This window comes from Bifidobacterium miconis (assembly GCF_019331735.1).
Lineage (GTDB): Bacteria > Actinomycetota > Actinomycetes > Actinomycetales > Bifidobacteriaceae > Bifidobacterium > Bifidobacterium miconis.
Window position 1 is genome coordinate 1 of the sequence record NZ_JAHBBH010000021.1, and the last position, 17,230, is coordinate 17,230.

A 17,230-nucleotide genomic window follows, 5' to 3' on the forward strand; every position below is an offset into this window, starting at 1 on the left:
CTTGCCGGCGGCAGTCTTCGCTGTCATGGTTTCCATTGTCTCAGTCGGCATGCTCATCACAGGCCCCTTTCCCGCCGGCCTCACGACCGGCGATCAAAGCCAGTTACACACATTCCGAGACAGTCCCCCACATTCAGGATTCCTCCGCCCATCCTGATTGACGTGCCGCACCTCTAGAGTGGAGGGCATGTCACTTGGTATGAACATCCTGCTGATTTTCGTCTTCCTGCTGCTCGGCTCCGTGTTCTCCGGCACCGAACTCGCGCTCGTCTCGCTGCGCGGCTCGCAGGTCGACCAGATGGAACAGGAGGATGCCCGCGGCGCCCGCGTGGCAAAGATCGCCCGCGACCCGAACACGTTCCTGTCCACCGTGCAGATCGGCGTGACGCTCTGCGGCTTCCTGTCCGCATCGTTCGGCGAATCGTCGATCTCCCCGTACATCGTGCCCGTCGTCGAGAGCTGGGGCGTGCCCGCACACATCGCCGCGCCGCTGACCACCATCAGCCTCACGCTCATCATCTCGTACTGCTCGATCGTGATTTCGGAAATGGTCCCGAAGCGCATCGCCATGCAGCGCACCGAGCAGATCGCGCGCGCCGTCGTTCCGGCGATCGACATCTTCGCGACGATCTGCCGTCCGATCATCTGGCTCATCGGCAAGAACACGAACGGCATCGTCCGTCTGCTCGGCTTTGATCCGAACGAAACGGAAAGCGAGGTCTCCGACGACGAGCTGCGCGTGCTGGTCAACACGAACACGTCGCTGAGCAAGGACGAGCGCACGATTCTCGACGATGTGTTCGACGCGTCTGAGACGATCGTGGCCGAGGTCATGCGCCCGCGTGCGGACGTCGTGTTCCTCGACGGATCGCAGTCGATCGCCGACGCGGCCGCGTACGTTCGCGAAATGCCGTACTCGCGCTATCCGGTCACCGGCAAGGACTTCGACGACGTGATCGGTTTCGTGCACGTGCGCGATCTGCTCGACGTGCGCGATCCGAACGCGAAGACGGTCGCCGACGTGACGCGCGAGGGAATCTCGCTGCCGGGCACGTCGAAGCTGCTGCCGAGCCTGTCGCTGCTGCGCAAACGCGGCATTCATCTGGCCGTGGTGATCGACGAGTACGGCGGCACCGACGGCATCGTCACGCTCGAGGACATGACCGAGGAGCTCGTCGGCGACATCCGCGACGAATACGATCTGCCGGACGAGGCCGGCTCGTCGCGCAACGGCAAGACCGTGTTCAACGAGGGCCGCGCGACCGTGGACGGCGGCATGACGATCGAGGACTTCGACGACCTGACCGGCATCGAACTGGAGGACGGCCCGTACGAGACGGTGGCCGGATACTTCCTCGCGCACACCGGCAAGATGGGCGAGGTCGGCGACGTGCTGCACTCCGACGACGGCTACGACATGGTGATCACCAAGGTCGACGGCCGCCGCATCGAAACCATCGAGGTGCGCAAGGCCGGCGCGCCGGATCATGCGCCGGTCCACACGCCGGATGCCAAGGCGTAGCACATCCCGCTCCATGCAAGGACATCAATGACGACGGACAACACATCGACCACCGCATACCTGTTCTGCCATTTCACCGGAACCGAGGAGACGCCCACCGACGAGCAGTTGTACTTTGCCGTCAGCCGGGACGGCCTGCACTGGCATGACCTGCGTCGATCCGGCGACCCGGTCGGTGTCACCAGCACGCTCACGGCTGCGCCAACGCCTGAGCGCGTTGCTCGTATCGGCCCAAGGAGTCGCGACGGAACTCCTTGGGCGACATGCCGTAGTTGCGTTTGAACGCCACATACATGGTCTGAGGCCGGGCGAAGCCGCAGATCTCGCTGATCCGGCTGATCGTTTCGGGAGAGTTGAGCAGCAGCTGCTGGGCCAGATTCAGCCGCATCTCCACCAGATAGTTGTGCGGGGTCTGGCCGGTGTAGTCGCTGAACGAGCGGATGAAATGGAATTCGCTCATCTTTGCGATTTCGGCGAGCTCGCGGATCGTCATCGGTTTTTCGAGATTGTTGTTGATGTAGTGGATGGCGCGTTGGATGCCGGTGACGACGCTCCGCTTGGGAATGGGGCCGCTGGCGGCGATGATGAAATCCGTCAGTATACCGGTGATCCAACGGTGCAGCGTGGTTTCGGAAACCGGCGCTTCCGCCTTGCACATCTGGTAGATCCGGTGGATCGTGCGCACCGACGACGCCGAGTCGGGAATCGAGAACACCGGGGTCAGCGCCGAGACGACGGTCTGGTAGTAGGCGGAGGCCAACGGCCCGTCGAACAGCAGGAAGCATGAACGGGTTTCCGCTCCGGCCGTGTAGAAAAACTCGTCGTTGTCGATGAACAGAAACTGGTTGTCCGTCGCCGTGAACCGCTTCCCGCGTTGCCGCAGCTGCAGGGTTCCGCGTTCGACATAGACGACCAGATACCGGTCGTAGTTCTCGGTCCTACGGACATAGCCCGGCAGATAGTGGGAGACTCCCACGCGCAGCGGATGCAGCAGTGTCCGCTGCGCGTTCACACTGGGGCGACAGACGAAGTATTCGCAGTCGTCGAACACCATATTGGGCCATGGCACCCTCATCGGTCCTGCTTCCCTTCACGCAACGATACGTATCGACAACGCATCACACCATAGCATCTTTTTATCACAAGCAGCAATTTTTTATCGGTCTGAATCGATGCGCAACCCACGCGACATTACGCTGAAAACTACATAAATCAAAACGTTACGCCTCCCGATAAAGGATGCGCGACGACACCAATATCAGGATGAAGCACAGCCAATGATAGGCAGTAAATGCATGCATCAAAGCAAGAACTGCATTCATCCGAACCATGCAACGAAGCACCAATACAGGAGGAATCCGATGTCACGCAGAAGCACAACGACAAGAATCATCGCCGCAACGTCAGCAGTCGTCATGATGGGCGGACTCGCCGCATGCGGCAATGGCGACAGCAGCACCACCAGCGACGGCAAGCCGGTCGTCACCATCCTCGTGGTCAAGCCCACCAACCAAGTCGCCATGTCGGAAATGACGTGGGCCAAAGAGCTCGAGGCCGACTGCGACTGCTCCATCGAATGGAAGGAGGTGGCCGACGCCCAGTGGAGCCAGCAGAAGAACGCGGCGCTGGCCGCAGGCGAGATCGCTGATCTGAACATTCGCGCGTTCAAGCCCGACGACGTCGCGCGCAACACCAGCGCGTTCGAGGTACTGGGCGACGATCTCGACAAGCTGCCCAACGTCAGGGAATTCTTCAAGGAGCAGCCCACCGCGCGCAAATACGTTGAGGTCGACGGCAAGATCACCGTCCTGCCCTCCAGCCGCACCAGGGGATTCCTCGCCTCCGGCCAGCATTTCCTGATCAACAAGACCTGGCTCGACAAGCTCGGGCTCAAGGTTCCCACCACGTGGGACGAGCTGCGCACCGTCATGGAGGCGTTCAAGACGCAGGACCCGAACGGCAACGGCGAGGCCGACGAGATCGCCTTCAATCCACGGCCGCTGTCCACATCCAAGATCGGCGACTGGTGGAGCCCGTTCCTGATGATGAACGCGACCGGCATCGCCACGCACTTCAACTCCGGCCCGTCCTCGCAAGGCATTTACGTCAAGAACGGCAAGGTCGGCAACTGGATGCAGACCAACCAGTTCCGTCAGGTCATCGAGTTCTACCACGAGATGACCAGCAACGGTTGGGCGCCGTCCGACTGGGTCACCGTGCAGTACGACAAGTACAACTCGCGCAACCGGTCCGACGACAAAACCGCCAAGGTCGGCATGGCGTTCGGCTGGGACGAGTCCGCGTTCGGAGTCTACGACTCCAAGCTCGCCGACCAATACGTGTCCGTTCCGGTCCCGTCCGCCGACGGCGTCTCCGACAGCGAGACCGTGTGGGACGGCTCGCGCGACGCCAACCGCTACGAGGACTTCCACATGGCGATGAGCTCGAACGCCAAGAACAAAGAGGCCTGCCTGAAGGTCATCGACCTGCTCTACTCGGAGAAGTACTCCATCCAGCAACTGTACGGCTCCCTCACCGACGGATACGTCGAGAAGACCGGCGACCACTCCTACAAGGTGACCGAGAAGTTCCACAAGGCACAGGACGAGCTGAAGGTCCCGGCGCTCGAGGACCGTCTCGCCGGCTGGATACCCGACGACGTCACCGTCGAGGGCGACCGCGGCATGGACCACGTCTCGCAGGCCGACGCGCCGTACGAGCAGCAGTACGCGAACTACGACCACGAGAAGGACATCATGCCGATCTACGTGCGCGTCAGCGAGGAGGACCAGAACACCATCGTGAACAACAACACCGCACTGTTCGACTACGCGATCCCGGTCGTCTCCAAGTGGCTCGCCCAGGGTGGCGCCGAGGACGATTCCCAGTGGAACGCGTTCCAGGACAACCTGAAGAAATACAGCATCGAGGACAACACCGCGATCTGGCAAAAGGCGTACGACAAGTACGTCAAATAGCCAGTGACCATCAGGCCTCGGACGGCCAGGAAACACCGATTCAGATATGAAGACAGACCAGACACCAAGGGATGCATCATGTCGGAGACGACGCAGTTGACAGATACCCGACCATTCACCATATACGACGGACGACGCACGGCACCGATCGTCATGGACGCGCCTGACGCCGACGCCGACATCGAAGCGGCGCGCGGCTACCGTCAGGTGAGGCGCGCCGCCGGCGACCTGCGTCAGGACATCGCCATGGCGGACGGCGCCATCGACTGGAGACTCGTCGAATCGCTGTTCGTCGACGGACCGGACGAACGGGACGGTCGACTGCTCGCCGCCGACGAGACGAAAGTCCCGGCGCTGCTGACGCTGGCGGTCACGGACGCTGACACGAACGCCGACACGGACGCCGGCAGCGCGTCCGTCGACGATGTCGACGGCGACGCGACGCAAGCCGACGACGAGACGACGGACAACTGCATCATCGTCGGCATCGCGGGACGCAGCCCCATCATCGACGCGTTGGAGCGCGCGGGCCGACTGCCGCAGCTCGCCCGGATCTCCGGCAGGGCCGAGGGCTATGTGCTCGCCGACGTCGATCTGGACGGCGTCGACGGGCTCGCCGGTCTGGCCGGACGCGCGCTGGTTATCGCCGGCAGCGACGCCCGCGGCACGATCTACGGCATCTACGACGTGTCCCGTCGCGTCGGCGTCTCGCCGTGGTACTGGTATGCGGACGTGCCGGTCGAGGTGCGTGAGCGGATCGAACTGTCCGGTCTGCGAGCGCATCCGGTGGTGGAGACCGGACCGGACGTGCGGTACCGCGGCATCTTCGTGAACGACGAGGAGCATACGCGCGATTGGGCGCGGCGCAAGTATCCGACCGAGCATGGCACTCCGGACGTGAATTTCTACCGGCATATCTTCGAGCTGCTGCTGCGTCTGCGGATGAACGTGCTGTGGCCGGCCATGCACGATTGCTCGCAGGCGTTCAATCTGTACGAGGATGGGGACGGCGTTCCCGTGAACGCGCGGGAGGCGGCCGAATACGGGGTGATCATGTCCTCGTCGCACTGCGAGATCATGCTGCGCAACAACGTGGGCGAGTGGAGACGCTGGTTCGACGCGCACCTCGATGCCTACGACTGGACGGGCGACGACTGGGGGCAGGCCTTCGACTACACCCGGCACAAGGATGCGATCCTTGACTATTGGCGGGAACGGCTGGAGAAGAACCGCGGATTCGAGTCGATCCTTCCGTTGGGCATTCGCGGCATCCACGACGGTGCGTTCCTGTGCGCCGACCTGGCCTCCACATACGGCACCAAGCTGGACATGATGCGCGACGTGATCCGCGAACAGCGGCGCATCATCGCCGATATGTACGGCAGCGAGGACGCGGTGCCGCAAGTGCTGATCCCGTACAAGGAAGTCGGCGAACTCTACAATGCCGGCCTGCGCGACGACGTTCCCGACGACGTGATGCTCATGTGGGCGGAGGACAACTTCGGCAATCTGCGGCAGGTTCCCGATCGGCAAGAACGTTCGCGTTCCGGCGGAAGCGGCATCTACTACCACATCTCGTACTGGGGATATCCGAAGAGCTGGCTGTGGCTTGATTCGATGCAGTACGCGCTGATGGTCGAACAGCTGCATCGCGCGTGGAACACGGGTGCGGGCCGGTACTGGATCCTCAACGTGGGCGACATCAAGCCCGGCGAAGTGGCGACGGAACTGTTCGCCGACGTGGCGTGGAATGTCCACGGCACCACGGACCGCGACATCTCCCGATTCTGCTACGAGCATGCCCGCCGCGACTTCGGTCTGCCCGAACTGGCGGCCCGGCAGGCCGGGCAGGTGCTGGAATCATGGTCGGCATTGTGCGGCATCAAACGACCCGAATTCTTCTGCCTCGCCGGCTCCTACTCGGGCCATGCGCCGCAATGCAAGGCGAGCTGGGAGTTCCCGTTCTCGGCCACGGCCGAAGCGGACGAGGGGCTGCGGCTGCTGGAACGCCTCACGGCGATCCGTCAGTCGATGTCCCGCATCAGGGGCGCGATCCGGCCGCAATACCGATCCACGTTCTTCCAGCAGGTCGGCGTGCACGTCGAATCGTACTGGCACGTGGCCTGCGAATACGTCTACTATCGCAAGGCCTGTCTGGCGGCCCGGCAGCATCGTCTCGGCAGCTATCGCGCGTACCGCGCACTGTCGCTGAAGGCGGCACGGAACATCGCGCTCGTGCAGCGCCGGTACTGGGACCTTTCCGACGGCAAGTGGGACCATGCGCTGGACTGCGATCATTCCGACGTATGGAACGACTGGAGCAACGGCATCGACGAAGGCATCCTCGTCCTCGACGAGGCCATGTTCCCGCCGGAGCCAGAACCCCTGACCGGAATCGGAGCATCCTGCGAAGGCGCCCGGGACGACGGCTCCGGATTGCTGCGCTTCGATTCGATGCTGGACGCCGCGCATTACATCGACGTGTTTTCGCGCAGCGGAGACGTCGAATCATGGCATGTGGAGACCGACGTTCCGTGGATCCGCTTCGACATGGCCGGATGGCACGTCGACTACGACGAATGCCATGTCAGCCATGGAAGTGGCGGTGGCGACAGCCGCGGCACCGCCATGGCGTCGGCTTCCGGGGCCACTTCGAGCGAGCAGCGCGTCGTCGTCACCGTCGACTGGCACGGGCTTGGGGCAGGTGATCACCGGGGGCATGTCACGGTATTCGCGGGCACGGGACGCGGCGGGGAGGCCGCAGCCGCCGTCTTCGACGTGACCGCCACCGTCCGAGACGTCGACTTCGACGGTCCCTCGTTCATGGAGGCGGAAGGCAAACTGGTCATCAAAGCCGACCATTGCAGCGCCATGATCGCGGGTGGCGATGGCACCCGATGGCAGCTGGTGAGGGGCATCGGACCGCGCGGCAACGGCATGAAGGCCGTACCGGATACGGCCGATCCGGTGCCATGCGGAGCCGCCGGCACCGCAGACGTCACCGGCATCGCCGACATCACCGACGTCACGGGCACGGCACGGCTCGTCTATCATGCGTTCTTCGAGCACACCGGCACGATGCACGGATCGCTGTACCGCATGATGACGCTCAATGAGGGGATTGACGATCACGGGCCATGCCAGTGCCGTCTGGCGTTGTCCGTGGATGGCGGGGAACCTGTGGTGTTGGCAGGCGAGCGTCAATGGAACGGGCCGGGCTGGGAGACCGGCATCATGCGGCAGACCGATCGCATCGACTTCGCCATCGACATCGAACGACCGGGCTGGCATGATCTGGTCGTCAGCCGAATCGACCCGTCGATGTGCTTCACCCACATCATCATCGAAACCGTTCCCGGAGCGCTCGCGGACTCGCTGATCGGACCGGTGGAAAGCCCGAACAGCATCGTCACCCGCAAACAGGTCTACCGCATTCCCGCAATCCCGGAATTCGGGGACGAAGCCGGGCAGCGGCCATGACGGGCGACGACGGTGTGGGTCATGCCACTGCCCGGCCGCGTGTGGCGAGACGCGCAGGACCGTAGAATGGGTATACGCGGCTCCCACAAGGAGCCATCAACCGAAAGGAGCAAGTCATGACGCTTGCATTCGTTGTTCCCGGACTCGACGAGGCCACGTCCGAAAAGGCCATCGCCATCCTGCAGAACCGCCTCAGCCAGGAGCAGGAGGCGGCGCTGGTGCTCAAGCACGCGCACTGGAACGTGACCGGCCCGAACTTCATCGCCGTACACGAGATGCTCGACCCGGAGGTCGAGTCCGTGCTGGCCCAGGCCGATGAGACGGCCGAGCGCATCGCCACGCTGGGCGGCACGCCCGACGGACGCGCGGACGCGATCGTGCGCAATCGCACGTGGAAGCCGTTCGACGTGGAGGGCCGCGCCGGCACCACCGCGTATCTTGAGGCGCTCATCGAGTACTACGACGCGTTCATCGCCGAGGATCGCCGCGCCGTGGCCGAACTCGACGAGCTCGACTTCGTCAGCTCCAACGTCATCCAGGACCACGTGCAGCAGCTGGAAAAGTTCCAGTGGTTCATGCGCTCTCATCTCGCGTGAGCAAATAGCACGCGGGTAATCCACTGGCAGTCCCGCAATAACGGCCGCAATTGAGTCCCGATCCTAATGGTCGGACGTGGTTGCGGCCGTTTTGCGTCTCAGACGGCCGTAACTGGCTCTTCGTATTCTTGCATGCAGGGACAGTGTTATTTGCGGCACTTGAGTGACATTGAGGAGAGTGGATCGGCGATACAGGGGGCATTGTCACGCAAATCAGCCTTATCGCGTGACATTGTGGTTGGTAGGTCGACCGGACTGGGGTCGATGTCACGTTACGCTCCCGCCGTACAGTGGGCAGCACGCAGACTCGGTTACGGCCGTTGCATTACCGGATGGCGGTTCAGCTCGCGTTTGAGCTGCCGCCAGTTCGGTTGATATGCGTCCATCCGCCGCTGGAATTCGGGCCCGTGGCCGTGCGTGTTCCACAGGTGGGTCATCTCGTGCACGAGCACGGATTCCAAGAACTTGGGGTCCAGAAGCCCCAGCTGGAGGTTCAGGCGGATGCGCCCGGTTTTGGGCGTGCACGAGCCCCAACGCGAGGTCATGATCCGCAACGTGATATGCGACGGGGCGCGGCCGATGATCGGCGTCCACTTCGCGAGCAGTTCCGGCAGCGCCGCGCGGATCGTCGCTTCGGCCTCACGCCTGCGCTCGTCGGTCCAAGTCAGCCGCGGATCGGCTCGCATGCCCCCTTTCTCGTCACGAACCTTCGCCAGCCGAGTCTGCGTCCGCACGATCCAGTCGCGACGTTCCCGCACGAAATCGACGATCCGGCGCTCGCCCATGCGCAGGGGAGCCGAAATCTCAATCGAACCGTCGGCCGGCCGCACGCGCAGATACATGTTCTTGATCGGCTTGCGCGCGACCGTCACCGGCAGTCCGTCAACGGTGATGGTCGTGACGCGAGCAGTCCGGGGCGCGTGGGGTGACTGGGTCGCGTGAGAGGCGGCTGATCGGCGAAATGGCATACGATCATTCTCTCGTGCCTGCAGACAGTCCGCCGCCGACCGTTCCTCGGCCGTCCGGCCAACCGTCACCGCATAAACGACACGCCGAACAATCGCTGCAATTCCAACGAAAACAGAGCTTCCAAACATGTCCTTTTGACAAACCGCGAATTGCTGGTAATCTAGTCGATTGTGCGCTTTTGAAAAGCACACGGATCGGGCCCGTAGCTCAGGTGGTTAGAGCGCATCCCTGATAAGGATGAGGTCGGAGGTTCAAGTCCTCCCGGGCCCACAGGAAAAATGAAGCGGCCTTCGAGCCGCTCTTTTTTTCTATCCGCAAGAATTGCACCATTTGGGGCATTGGCGCAGCTGGTAGCGCATCTGCTTTGCAAGCAGAGGGTCGCCGGTTCGAACCCGGCATGCTCCACAGGCAAGGGTTTCCGGTACTTCCCGGAAGCCCTTTTTTGTTGCCGTTTTGCTGGTGTTTCGGGTTTCGGTTCGCATATCGGCACCGTTTCCTACTATGTCAGTCGAGTCCGCGACGGCTGTGCGCGGGATCGCATCCGCCCCCTTACACAGCCGAACGGCCGAACCGAATAACTGAACCAAATAACACAACAACCAAAACCCTTACCGAGTTGGTCTGCCGAGATTCTTGGTCAACGAGGCAACGGCTCTGGGCCATTGGCGCCCATGACATCCGGTCGGAACGTGCACGCGCACGCCACCGATGTCCGCGGTCGAAACGCACCGCGTGACGTTGCTGCAAGAACCCAACCCCCTCGGAAGGCGCGTGCGGGCGGTCGCACACGCCGGACCTACCGTGAGGAGAGCGCATTGTCGGCTTCTGTGTCGCCGTATCGTCGTCTGTTCGCCCTGTCGGGCACCAAATCGTTCTGCATTTCCGCGGCGGTGGCCCGCCTGCCGATGTCCATGCTCGATCTGGGCATTATTCTGGCGTTGAATCACGCGTATGGCGCGTGGACGCTCGCCGGCATCATGAATACGGTGTACGTGCTGTCCATGTCGTGCGTCACGCCGTTGTACGCGAAGGCGTTCGACCGTTTCGGTCAGGCTCGCGTGGGCAGGCCGACGCTGGCGCTGCAAGTTGTATTCATGCTTGCTTTCGCTCTTGCCGTGTGGTTGCGCGCGCCCGTTGCGCTGATGTTTGCCTTGGCCGTGCTGATGGGGGTGACCCAGTTTTCGTTCGGCGCGCTGGTGCGTGCCCGGTGGGCGTATACGCTACGCGACGTGCGCGACGGCGAGTCGCTGTTGAATACGGCGTATGCCACTGAGGCCGCGATCGATGAGGTCGTGTTCATTCTCGGCCCGATGCTGACCGCTTGGCTTGCCACGTCGGTGCATCCGGTGGCTCAGCTGTTTGTGCCGATAGCCGCTGCGGCGATCGGCGGCGCCGTGTTTTTCTCGTTGCGTTCCACGCAGCCGCGTCCGGTTGTGGAGATGGTCGATACTACGGCCACGTCCGATGTTCCGCCTGTCGATGGTGCGGACGGTATCGTTACGAGCGATGCCGATGGCGTCGACTGTCCGGATGGCCGGCACATAAAGCGTAGCGCGCTGCTGTACCGCGGCATGCTGCCGTTGATCGCGGTGTTCGTTGTGTTCAATATGAGCTTTACGGCCGTGGATGTGTCGATCACCGCGGCCGTGAAGTCGATGGGTGCGGAGCGTTTTCTTGGCTTGCAGTTGGCGATGTATGCGGTCGGTTCGTGCATTGGCGCGCTGATCTTCGGCTCGCGGCGGCTCAGGGGCTCGCACTGGGCGCATATGGTGCTGTTCATGAGTCTGCTGACGGTCGGATTCGTGCTGTTCCGCGTGACGATGGACAATCTGGTCGTGCTGGCGATCGTCGAAGTGCTGACCGGTCTGAACGTTTCTCCGTTGTTCACCACCGGCAGCTTGATCGTCCGCGGTTTGGTCCCGTCCGAATCGTTGACGGAGGGGCTGAGTTGGCTGACCACGGCCGGCACGGCGGGAGGCGCGATCGGCTCGTCGGTGGCCGGCATGGTGCTGGATGTGTTCGGCGCGCACGGCGGCATGACGTTGCCCGCATTGTTTACCGCCGCCGCCATTCCGCTGACGCTGTACGGTTGGCTGAGCTCACGCCGACACGTAATGCCGCGCTAACCGGCGGCGCGGCGTACATGCGACAGCGCGCGATTCCCGCAACGGGCATGCCGGTGCCGTACACGCCAACAATACGAAGAACCTTGTTCGCGTGACGACATCTCACACAACGGCCACAGGATTCGCACGGAACGCTCAGGAAGCTCATACGTACCGCCATGATACGGGTGGTTATATGTAGTCAACGGCCGAAAGGCCGGACAGCATAACTCAACAAACCTTCTTCCTCTCTTCTCCTTTCTTCTCCCGAAAGCCCGGCCCAACCGCCGGGCTTTTTGGGTTGCGGCGGATCTCGCCGCGGAGCCCGGCGCAAGGCCCCGCCGCAGGGCCACACGCCGCGTCGTCCGGGCGGCGGCCCACAATGGACGAGCCGCGGCGCAACTTCGCATGCAGAACCCCGAATACGTCGCCTGTCGCCGTCACGCGGGCAGACCCGAACTGTCGAGCCGCCGGACCGCCCTGCAGTCATGACGGCCAGGTTCCTGCGCGCCTGCTCCGAAACGTCGCAGACCCCGGCAGGGCCCGACCGCGCGCCCGCAACGGCCACAACACGGAAAAGCATGGAAACCCCCAGCCGGCAAACCAGTCGACAGACAACCAGAAGGATCAGAAGGAATCAGCCCGCATGACATCGCATCTCGCCGAAGCAGGACGCACCATCATTCCGCGCAAGAACGACCGGTACGGACTGCTCAATCCGGCGCTGGTCGTGCTCACGTTCGTCGCAGGGCTGGTGGACGCGCTGAGCTATCTGGCGCTCGGGCACGTGTTCGTGGCGAACGTGACCGGCAACATCGTGTTCCTCGGGTTCGCGTTCGCGCACGCGCAGGGCTTCGTGTGGTGGACGTCGGCGCTCACGCTGGCCGCGTTCATGGTCGGCGCGCTGATCGGCGGACGCATCATCCGTCGGTTCGGCGCGAACCGGGCCAAGCATCTGCTCGTGTCGACATGCGTGCAGCTGGCGTTCGTGGTCGCCGCGTTGGTCGGCATCTGGCTGCTCAACCGGTTCTCGCCGGAGCCGACGATCGGCGGCATCGGCAGCGGCACGGCGGCGAGCGCAACGTCGTCGTCGGCGCTCGCGTCAGCGTCCGCAACGTCGGCCGCGAGCGCGCAGGCAGCGCAGCCGAGCCTGAATTTCCCGACGGGAAGTCATATCGACCTGCACATCATCACGCTGATCGTGCTGCTCGCACCGGCCATGGGCATCCAAAATTCGACCGCGCGCAAGCTGTCCGTGCCGGACCTGCCGACGACCGTGCTGACGATGACGCTGACCGGCATCGTGGCGGACACGTCGGCGCACGGCCACGAGCAGTCGAAACTGGGCCGCCGGGCCGTGGTGATGTGCGCGCTGGCGCTCGGCGCGCTGACCGGCGCGATGCTGCAGACGCGCGGCTACGAGGACGTGATTCTGATGGTGATGATCGCGTGCCTGCTGCTGGTGATCGCGATGATGCTGCCGCACATTCACTCCGACGCCCGCTGGGTCGCCGGCGAGCGCTGACCGCGGTCGCATTGCCGCATACGACCGCCGCATACGACCGCCGCACACGACCGTCGCATAACGATCGCCGCGCCGCGTACGATCGCGGCGAATCTTGCGTTCAAGTGCACTGCAAGCGGTAGGGTGGAGCCGTTGCCTCGCCGCGGTCACGGCATAACGATCGCACGACGGCAACATACGAACCGTTCGGCAAAGGAGCGAATATGAAGACTCAGGAAATCGGACAGTCGGGCATGGTCGCGTCGCGTCTGGCGCTCGGCGTGATGCGCATCGACGCGCTGGACGAGACGGCGGCGGCGCGCACGGTCGCGGCGGCGGCGGAATCGGGCATCGACTATTTTGACACGGCCGACATCTACGGCTTCCACGCGCACGCGCTGCACGCCAGCTCGCGCGTCTTCGGTCAGGCGTGGAAGGACGCGGGGCTGGAGCGCGACAAGATTTTCATTCAGACCAAGTTCGGCATTGATTTCGGCTACGACGAACAGGGCCGCGGCGGCGCGCACGGCTACGATTTCTCCGCAAAGCACCTGCTGGACGCGCTCGACGCGGAGCTGACCGCACTGCAGACCGACTATGTGGACGCCGTGCTGCTGCACCGCATCGACACGCTGTTCGAGCTGGACGAGGTCGCCGAGGCGTTCGACAGGCTGGAGTCGAGCGGCAAGGTGCGTCATTTCGGCGTGAGCAACATGGGTCCGTGGCAGATCGAGCTGCTGCAGAGCGGGTTGAGGCAGAAGCTGGAGATCAACCAGCTGCAGTTCGGCCTGATGCACACGCAGATGCTCGACGCGGAGATCAATTTCAACACGGCCGGTGATGTGGCGGCGGATCGTACGGGCGGTATTCTGCCGTATTCGCGGCTCAAGCACATGACGATTCAGGCGTGGTGCCCGTTCCAGTCGGGCACGGAGTTCGGCCCGTTCGTCGGCAATGCGCATTTCCCGGAGCTGAATGCGGAGCTGGAGCGTCTCGCCGCGAAGTACGGGTCGACGCCGAACGGCATTGCGGTGGCGTGGATGCTGCGCCATCCGGCCGGCATCCAGCCGCTGCTCGGTTCAATGAATCCCGACCGCATCCGCGACATGGCCGCCGGCGCGGACGTCGAGCTGGATCGCCGCGACTGGTGGTCGTTGTATCAGGCCGCTGGCAACCAGCTCGTGTGACGTATGCGACGCGACGCTGCGGAGACGGTCTCACGCGGCGTCGCGTTTGGTGAGTTGGTCGCGGATTTCAGTCAGCAGCGCGATGATCTGTTCGTCGGAGGATGATGCAGACGATGCCGCCTGTTCGGACGATGCGGATGGCGACGGCGCATCCGACGATTCGGCGGACTGCGCGGATGCGGAATCGGCGGTCGCGCCCGACGCAGTATCACCGGCCGCAGTATCGCCCGACCTCTCCTCGCCCGATGCAGTATCGCCCGACGCAGCCGCCGTCTTGTCGCCGCCGAGCACCGGCGCCGCGACGGCCTGCGCAGCCTGCGCGGCCTGCGCGGCGAGGGCCGCGGCCTTGTCGGCGGCTTCCTTGAGCTTGGTTTTGGCGATCAGCGTTTCGGACATGTCGCGGAATTTGTTGATTGGTACGAGGATGCAGAAGTAGACCGCCACGGCGATGACGAGGAAGTTGAGCAGCGCGCCGAACACCGCACCGAAGGAGATGGTCGCCCCGTTGAACGTGAACGCGAGCAGGCCGCCCATGTCGGGTTTGCCGAAGATCATGGCGATGAGCGGGTTGATGAGATGGTCGACGATCGAATTGACGACCGCGGTCACAGCCGCGCCCATGACGACGCCGACGGCCATGTCGATCATGTTGCCGCGCGAAATGAATTTCTTGAACCCGTCGATCATCGCCGTCTCCCGTCGTCACCGTTGCGATCGTGGCCGTGACGATCGTCAGCGTCGATCGTCGCGACTGCCGTCACGAACGGTTCCAGCGTATCGCAGCGACGCGCCGACGTAACGTCACGCGATGGGGGAGTCGCCGCCCAGATCGGACGCGTCGACGGCGAACGCCGTCTTCCAACGCGCGATGCAGCGTTCGATGCGCTTGTAGCCGATGAGTTCGGGGCCGAGCCCGGCCGCGCGGAAGATTTTGACCGGAGATTCGCCGCGACCGTAGCGTTCCATGCAGTCATGCTGGAAGTCGGCCGCGTATTCGATCCGGTTCGCCGTCGCGGACTGCACGGCGGGCAGACTGTTCAGGTATGCCACCTGCTCGTCCGTAAACACCACTTTTTTACTCGCCATAATTCCTACCAGTCGTACCGTTTGTCGTTCTGTGTGCCACTATGTGCAAAACCGCCTCGACCGCTCTTTCTCATCCTTACAGCATACGGGACGTCCCCCCCCCCATCAAATTCACCTGGCAGATCGTCGACGTGCACCCGCACAAAACAACATAATTCAGCCCAAAAACTAACATTCGGTAATTAGCGCGCCGGGCGTGTCGCAGATCACATTGACGACAACGTCTCACATTATGGTCTCACATATCGATATGGCGCACACGCCGCCGGCCACTCGGCGGAATCGCCGGAACACCGCCGCAGCCCGGCCGAGACGCCGGCGCAACCCCGGCCGCAAGTCAACCGCATCGCGGGAAAACCCTTGTCGCAGACGCCTTCCGCACATACAATGAAGCCGTCTTATTGATAATCCGAACCAAGGGAGATTCATGTTTTCCAACGAGTACATCCAGCGCGTCTACGAGCAGGTCGAGCAGCGCGACGGTGACCAGCCCGAGTTCCTGCAGGCCGTGCGCGAGGTGTTCGAGACGCTCGAACCCGTGATCGCCAAGCACCCCGAGTATGAGAAGGCGGGCGTGCTGGAGCGCATCGTCGAGCCGGAGCGCGTGGTCAAGTTCCGCGTCGCGTGGACCGACGACGAAGGCAAGGTGCAGGTCAACCGCGGCTACCGCGTGCAGTTCAACTCCGCGATCGGCCCGTACAAGGGCGGCCTGCGCTTCCACCCGACCGTGAACGAGGGCGTCATCAAGTTCCTCGGCTTCGAGCAGATCCTCAAGAACTCGCTGACCACGCTGCCGATGGGCGGCGGCAAGGGCGGCTCCGACTTCAACCCGAAGGGCAAGTCCGACGCCGAGGTCATGCGCTTCTGCCAGGCGTTCATGACCGAGCTGTGCCGTCACATCGGCCAGTTCACCGACGTTCCGGCCGGCGACATCAACGTGGGAGGCCGCGAGATCGGCTACCTGTTCGGCCAGTACAAGCGCATCCGCGACGAGTACTCCGGCGTGCTCACCGGCAAGGGCCTCGAGTTCGGCGGCTCGCTCGCCCGCACCGAGGCGACCGGCTACGGCGTCTGCTACTACACGCAGGAGGCCCTGCGCGTGCTCAAGAACGATTCGTTCGAGGGCAAGACCGTCGTGATCTCCGGCTCCGGTAACGTGGCGATCTACGCCGCGCAGAAGGCTGAGCAGCTGGGTGCCAAGGTCGTTACCGTGTCCGATTCCAACGGCTACGTCTACGATCCGGAAGGCATCAAGGTCGACGTCGTCAAGCAGATCAAGGAAGTCGAGCGCGGCCGTATCAAGGAGTACGCGGAGCGCGTGCCGTCCGCCGAGTACCACGAGGGTTGCTCTGGCGTGTGGACCGTGCCGTGTGACATCGCACTGCCGTGCGCCACGCAGAACGAGATCAACGAGGAGTCCGCGAAGGCTCTGGTCGCCAACGGCTGCAAGGTCGTCGTCGAGGGCGCGAACATGCCGTCCACCCCGGAGGCCATCGCCGTGTACCAGCAGAACGGCCTGCTCTACGGCCCGGCCAAGGCCGCGAACGCGGGCGGCGTGGCCGTCTCCGGCCTCGAGATGAGCCAGAACAGCTACCGCCTGTCCTGGACCTTCGAGGAGGTCGACGCCAAGCTCAAGAACATCATGGAGACCATCGTGGCCGAGTCGCTCAAGGCCGCGAAGGAGTATGGCCACGAGGGTGATCTGATGCTCGGCGCGAACGCCGCCGGCTTCGTCAAGGTCGCCAACGCGATGGTCGCGCAGGGCATCCTGTAAGTCATTCCCCGCATACGGCAACGGCCGTA

General features: G+C 63.4%; 11 protein-coding genes, 2 tRNA genes and 1 pseudogene. 10 read left to right on the top strand and 4 right to left on the bottom strand.

The features are described from left to right. The first annotated feature begins 187 nt into the window (after positions 1–187). Positions 188–1,522, top strand: a complete 1,335-nt coding sequence (locus KIH79_RS08130) for a hemolysin family protein (protein ID WP_219058925.1) — start codon at positions 188–190, stop codon at positions 1,520–1,522. 190 nt (positions 1,523–1,712) lie between these two features. Here KIH79_RS08130 and KIH79_RS08135 read toward each other — a convergent pair whose 3' ends face one another. Continuing rightward, complete coding sequence (locus KIH79_RS08135) at positions 1,713–2,597, bottom strand: helix-turn-helix domain-containing protein (RefSeq protein ID WP_219058926.1); 885 nt, start codon at positions 2,595–2,597, stop codon at positions 1,713–1,715. Between the two features lie 286 nt (positions 2,598–2,883). On the opposite strand from KIH79_RS08135, the gene KIH79_RS08140 reads away from it, so the two are divergent. The 3 genes from KIH79_RS08140 to KIH79_RS08150 all read left to right on the top strand — a co-directional run bounded on the left by KIH79_RS08140 (position 2,884) and on the right by KIH79_RS08150 (position 8,576). Next, positions 2,884–4,500, top strand: coding sequence for an extracellular solute-binding protein (locus KIH79_RS08140; protein WP_219058927.1), 1,617 nt, complete (start codon positions 2,884–2,886; stop codon positions 4,498–4,500). A gap of 78 nt (positions 4,501–4,578) precedes the next feature. After that, positions 4,579–7,980: a glycosyl hydrolase 115 family protein gene (locus KIH79_RS08145; RefSeq protein WP_219058928.1), complete on the top strand. Its 3,402-nt coding sequence runs from the start codon at positions 4,579–4,581 to the stop codon at positions 7,978–7,980. A 116-nt stretch (positions 7,981–8,096) separates the two neighbouring features. Then, positions 8,097–8,576 carry a Dps family protein gene (locus KIH79_RS08150; protein WP_219058929.1) on the top strand — a complete coding sequence of 160 codons (480 nt, stop codon included), beginning with the start codon at positions 8,097–8,099 and terminating at the stop codon, positions 8,574–8,576. Between the two features lie 311 nt (positions 8,577–8,887). Here the strand turns inward: KIH79_RS08150 and KIH79_RS08155 are convergent, their stop codons facing one another. After that, positions 8,888–9,544, bottom strand: coding sequence for a M48 family metallopeptidase (locus KIH79_RS08155; RefSeq protein ID WP_219058948.1), 657 nt, complete (start codon positions 9,542–9,544; stop codon positions 8,888–8,890). A gap of 197 nt (positions 9,545–9,741) precedes the next feature. Here KIH79_RS08155 and KIH79_RS08160 point away from each other — a divergent pair. The 5 genes from KIH79_RS08160 to KIH79_RS08180 all read left to right on the top strand — a co-directional run bounded on the left by KIH79_RS08160 (position 9,742) and on the right by KIH79_RS08180 (position 14,341). Beyond that, a tRNA-Ile gene (locus tag KIH79_RS08160) sits at positions 9,742–9,815 on the top strand. A 62-nt stretch (positions 9,816–9,877) separates the two neighbouring features. Continuing rightward, positions 9,878–9,950, top strand: a tRNA-Ala gene (locus KIH79_RS08165). 410 nt (positions 9,951–10,360) lie between these two features. Continuing rightward, positions 10,361–11,671: an MFS transporter gene (locus KIH79_RS08170; protein ID WP_219058930.1), complete on the top strand. Its 1,311-nt coding sequence runs from the start codon at positions 10,361–10,363 to the stop codon at positions 11,669–11,671. Between the two features lie 625 nt (positions 11,672–12,296). Continuing rightward, positions 12,297–13,175: a YoaK family protein gene (locus tag KIH79_RS08175; RefSeq protein ID WP_219058931.1), complete on the top strand. Its 879-nt coding sequence runs from the start codon at positions 12,297–12,299 to the stop codon at positions 13,173–13,175. Between the two features lie 203 nt (positions 13,176–13,378). Next, complete coding sequence (locus KIH79_RS08180) at positions 13,379–14,341, top strand: aldo/keto reductase (RefSeq protein WP_219058932.1); 963 nt, start codon at positions 13,379–13,381, stop codon at positions 14,339–14,341. A 354-nt stretch (positions 14,342–14,695) separates the two neighbouring features. Here KIH79_RS08180 and mscL read toward each other — a convergent pair. Both mscL and KIH79_RS08190 read right to left on the bottom strand, forming a co-directional pair. Next, a pseudogene (mscL, locus tag KIH79_RS08185) lies at positions 14,696–15,028 on the bottom strand (large conductance mechanosensitive channel protein MscL); the annotation flags it as partial. A 114-nt stretch (positions 15,029–15,142) separates the two neighbouring features. Then, on the bottom strand, positions 15,143–15,427 hold the full coding sequence (locus KIH79_RS08190; RefSeq protein WP_219058933.1) for a hypothetical protein: 285 nt from the start codon (positions 15,425–15,427) through the stop codon (positions 15,143–15,145). Positions 15,428–15,854: 427 nt separating this feature from the next. Here KIH79_RS08190 and gdhA point away from each other — a divergent pair, with 427 nt between their 5' ends. Continuing rightward, positions 15,855–17,201 carry an NADP-specific glutamate dehydrogenase gene (gene gdhA, locus KIH79_RS08195; protein ID WP_219058934.1) on the top strand — a complete coding sequence of 449 codons (1,347 nt, stop codon included), beginning with the start codon at positions 15,855–15,857 and terminating at the stop codon, positions 17,199–17,201. The last annotated feature ends 29 nt before the right edge of the window (positions 17,202–17,230 follow it).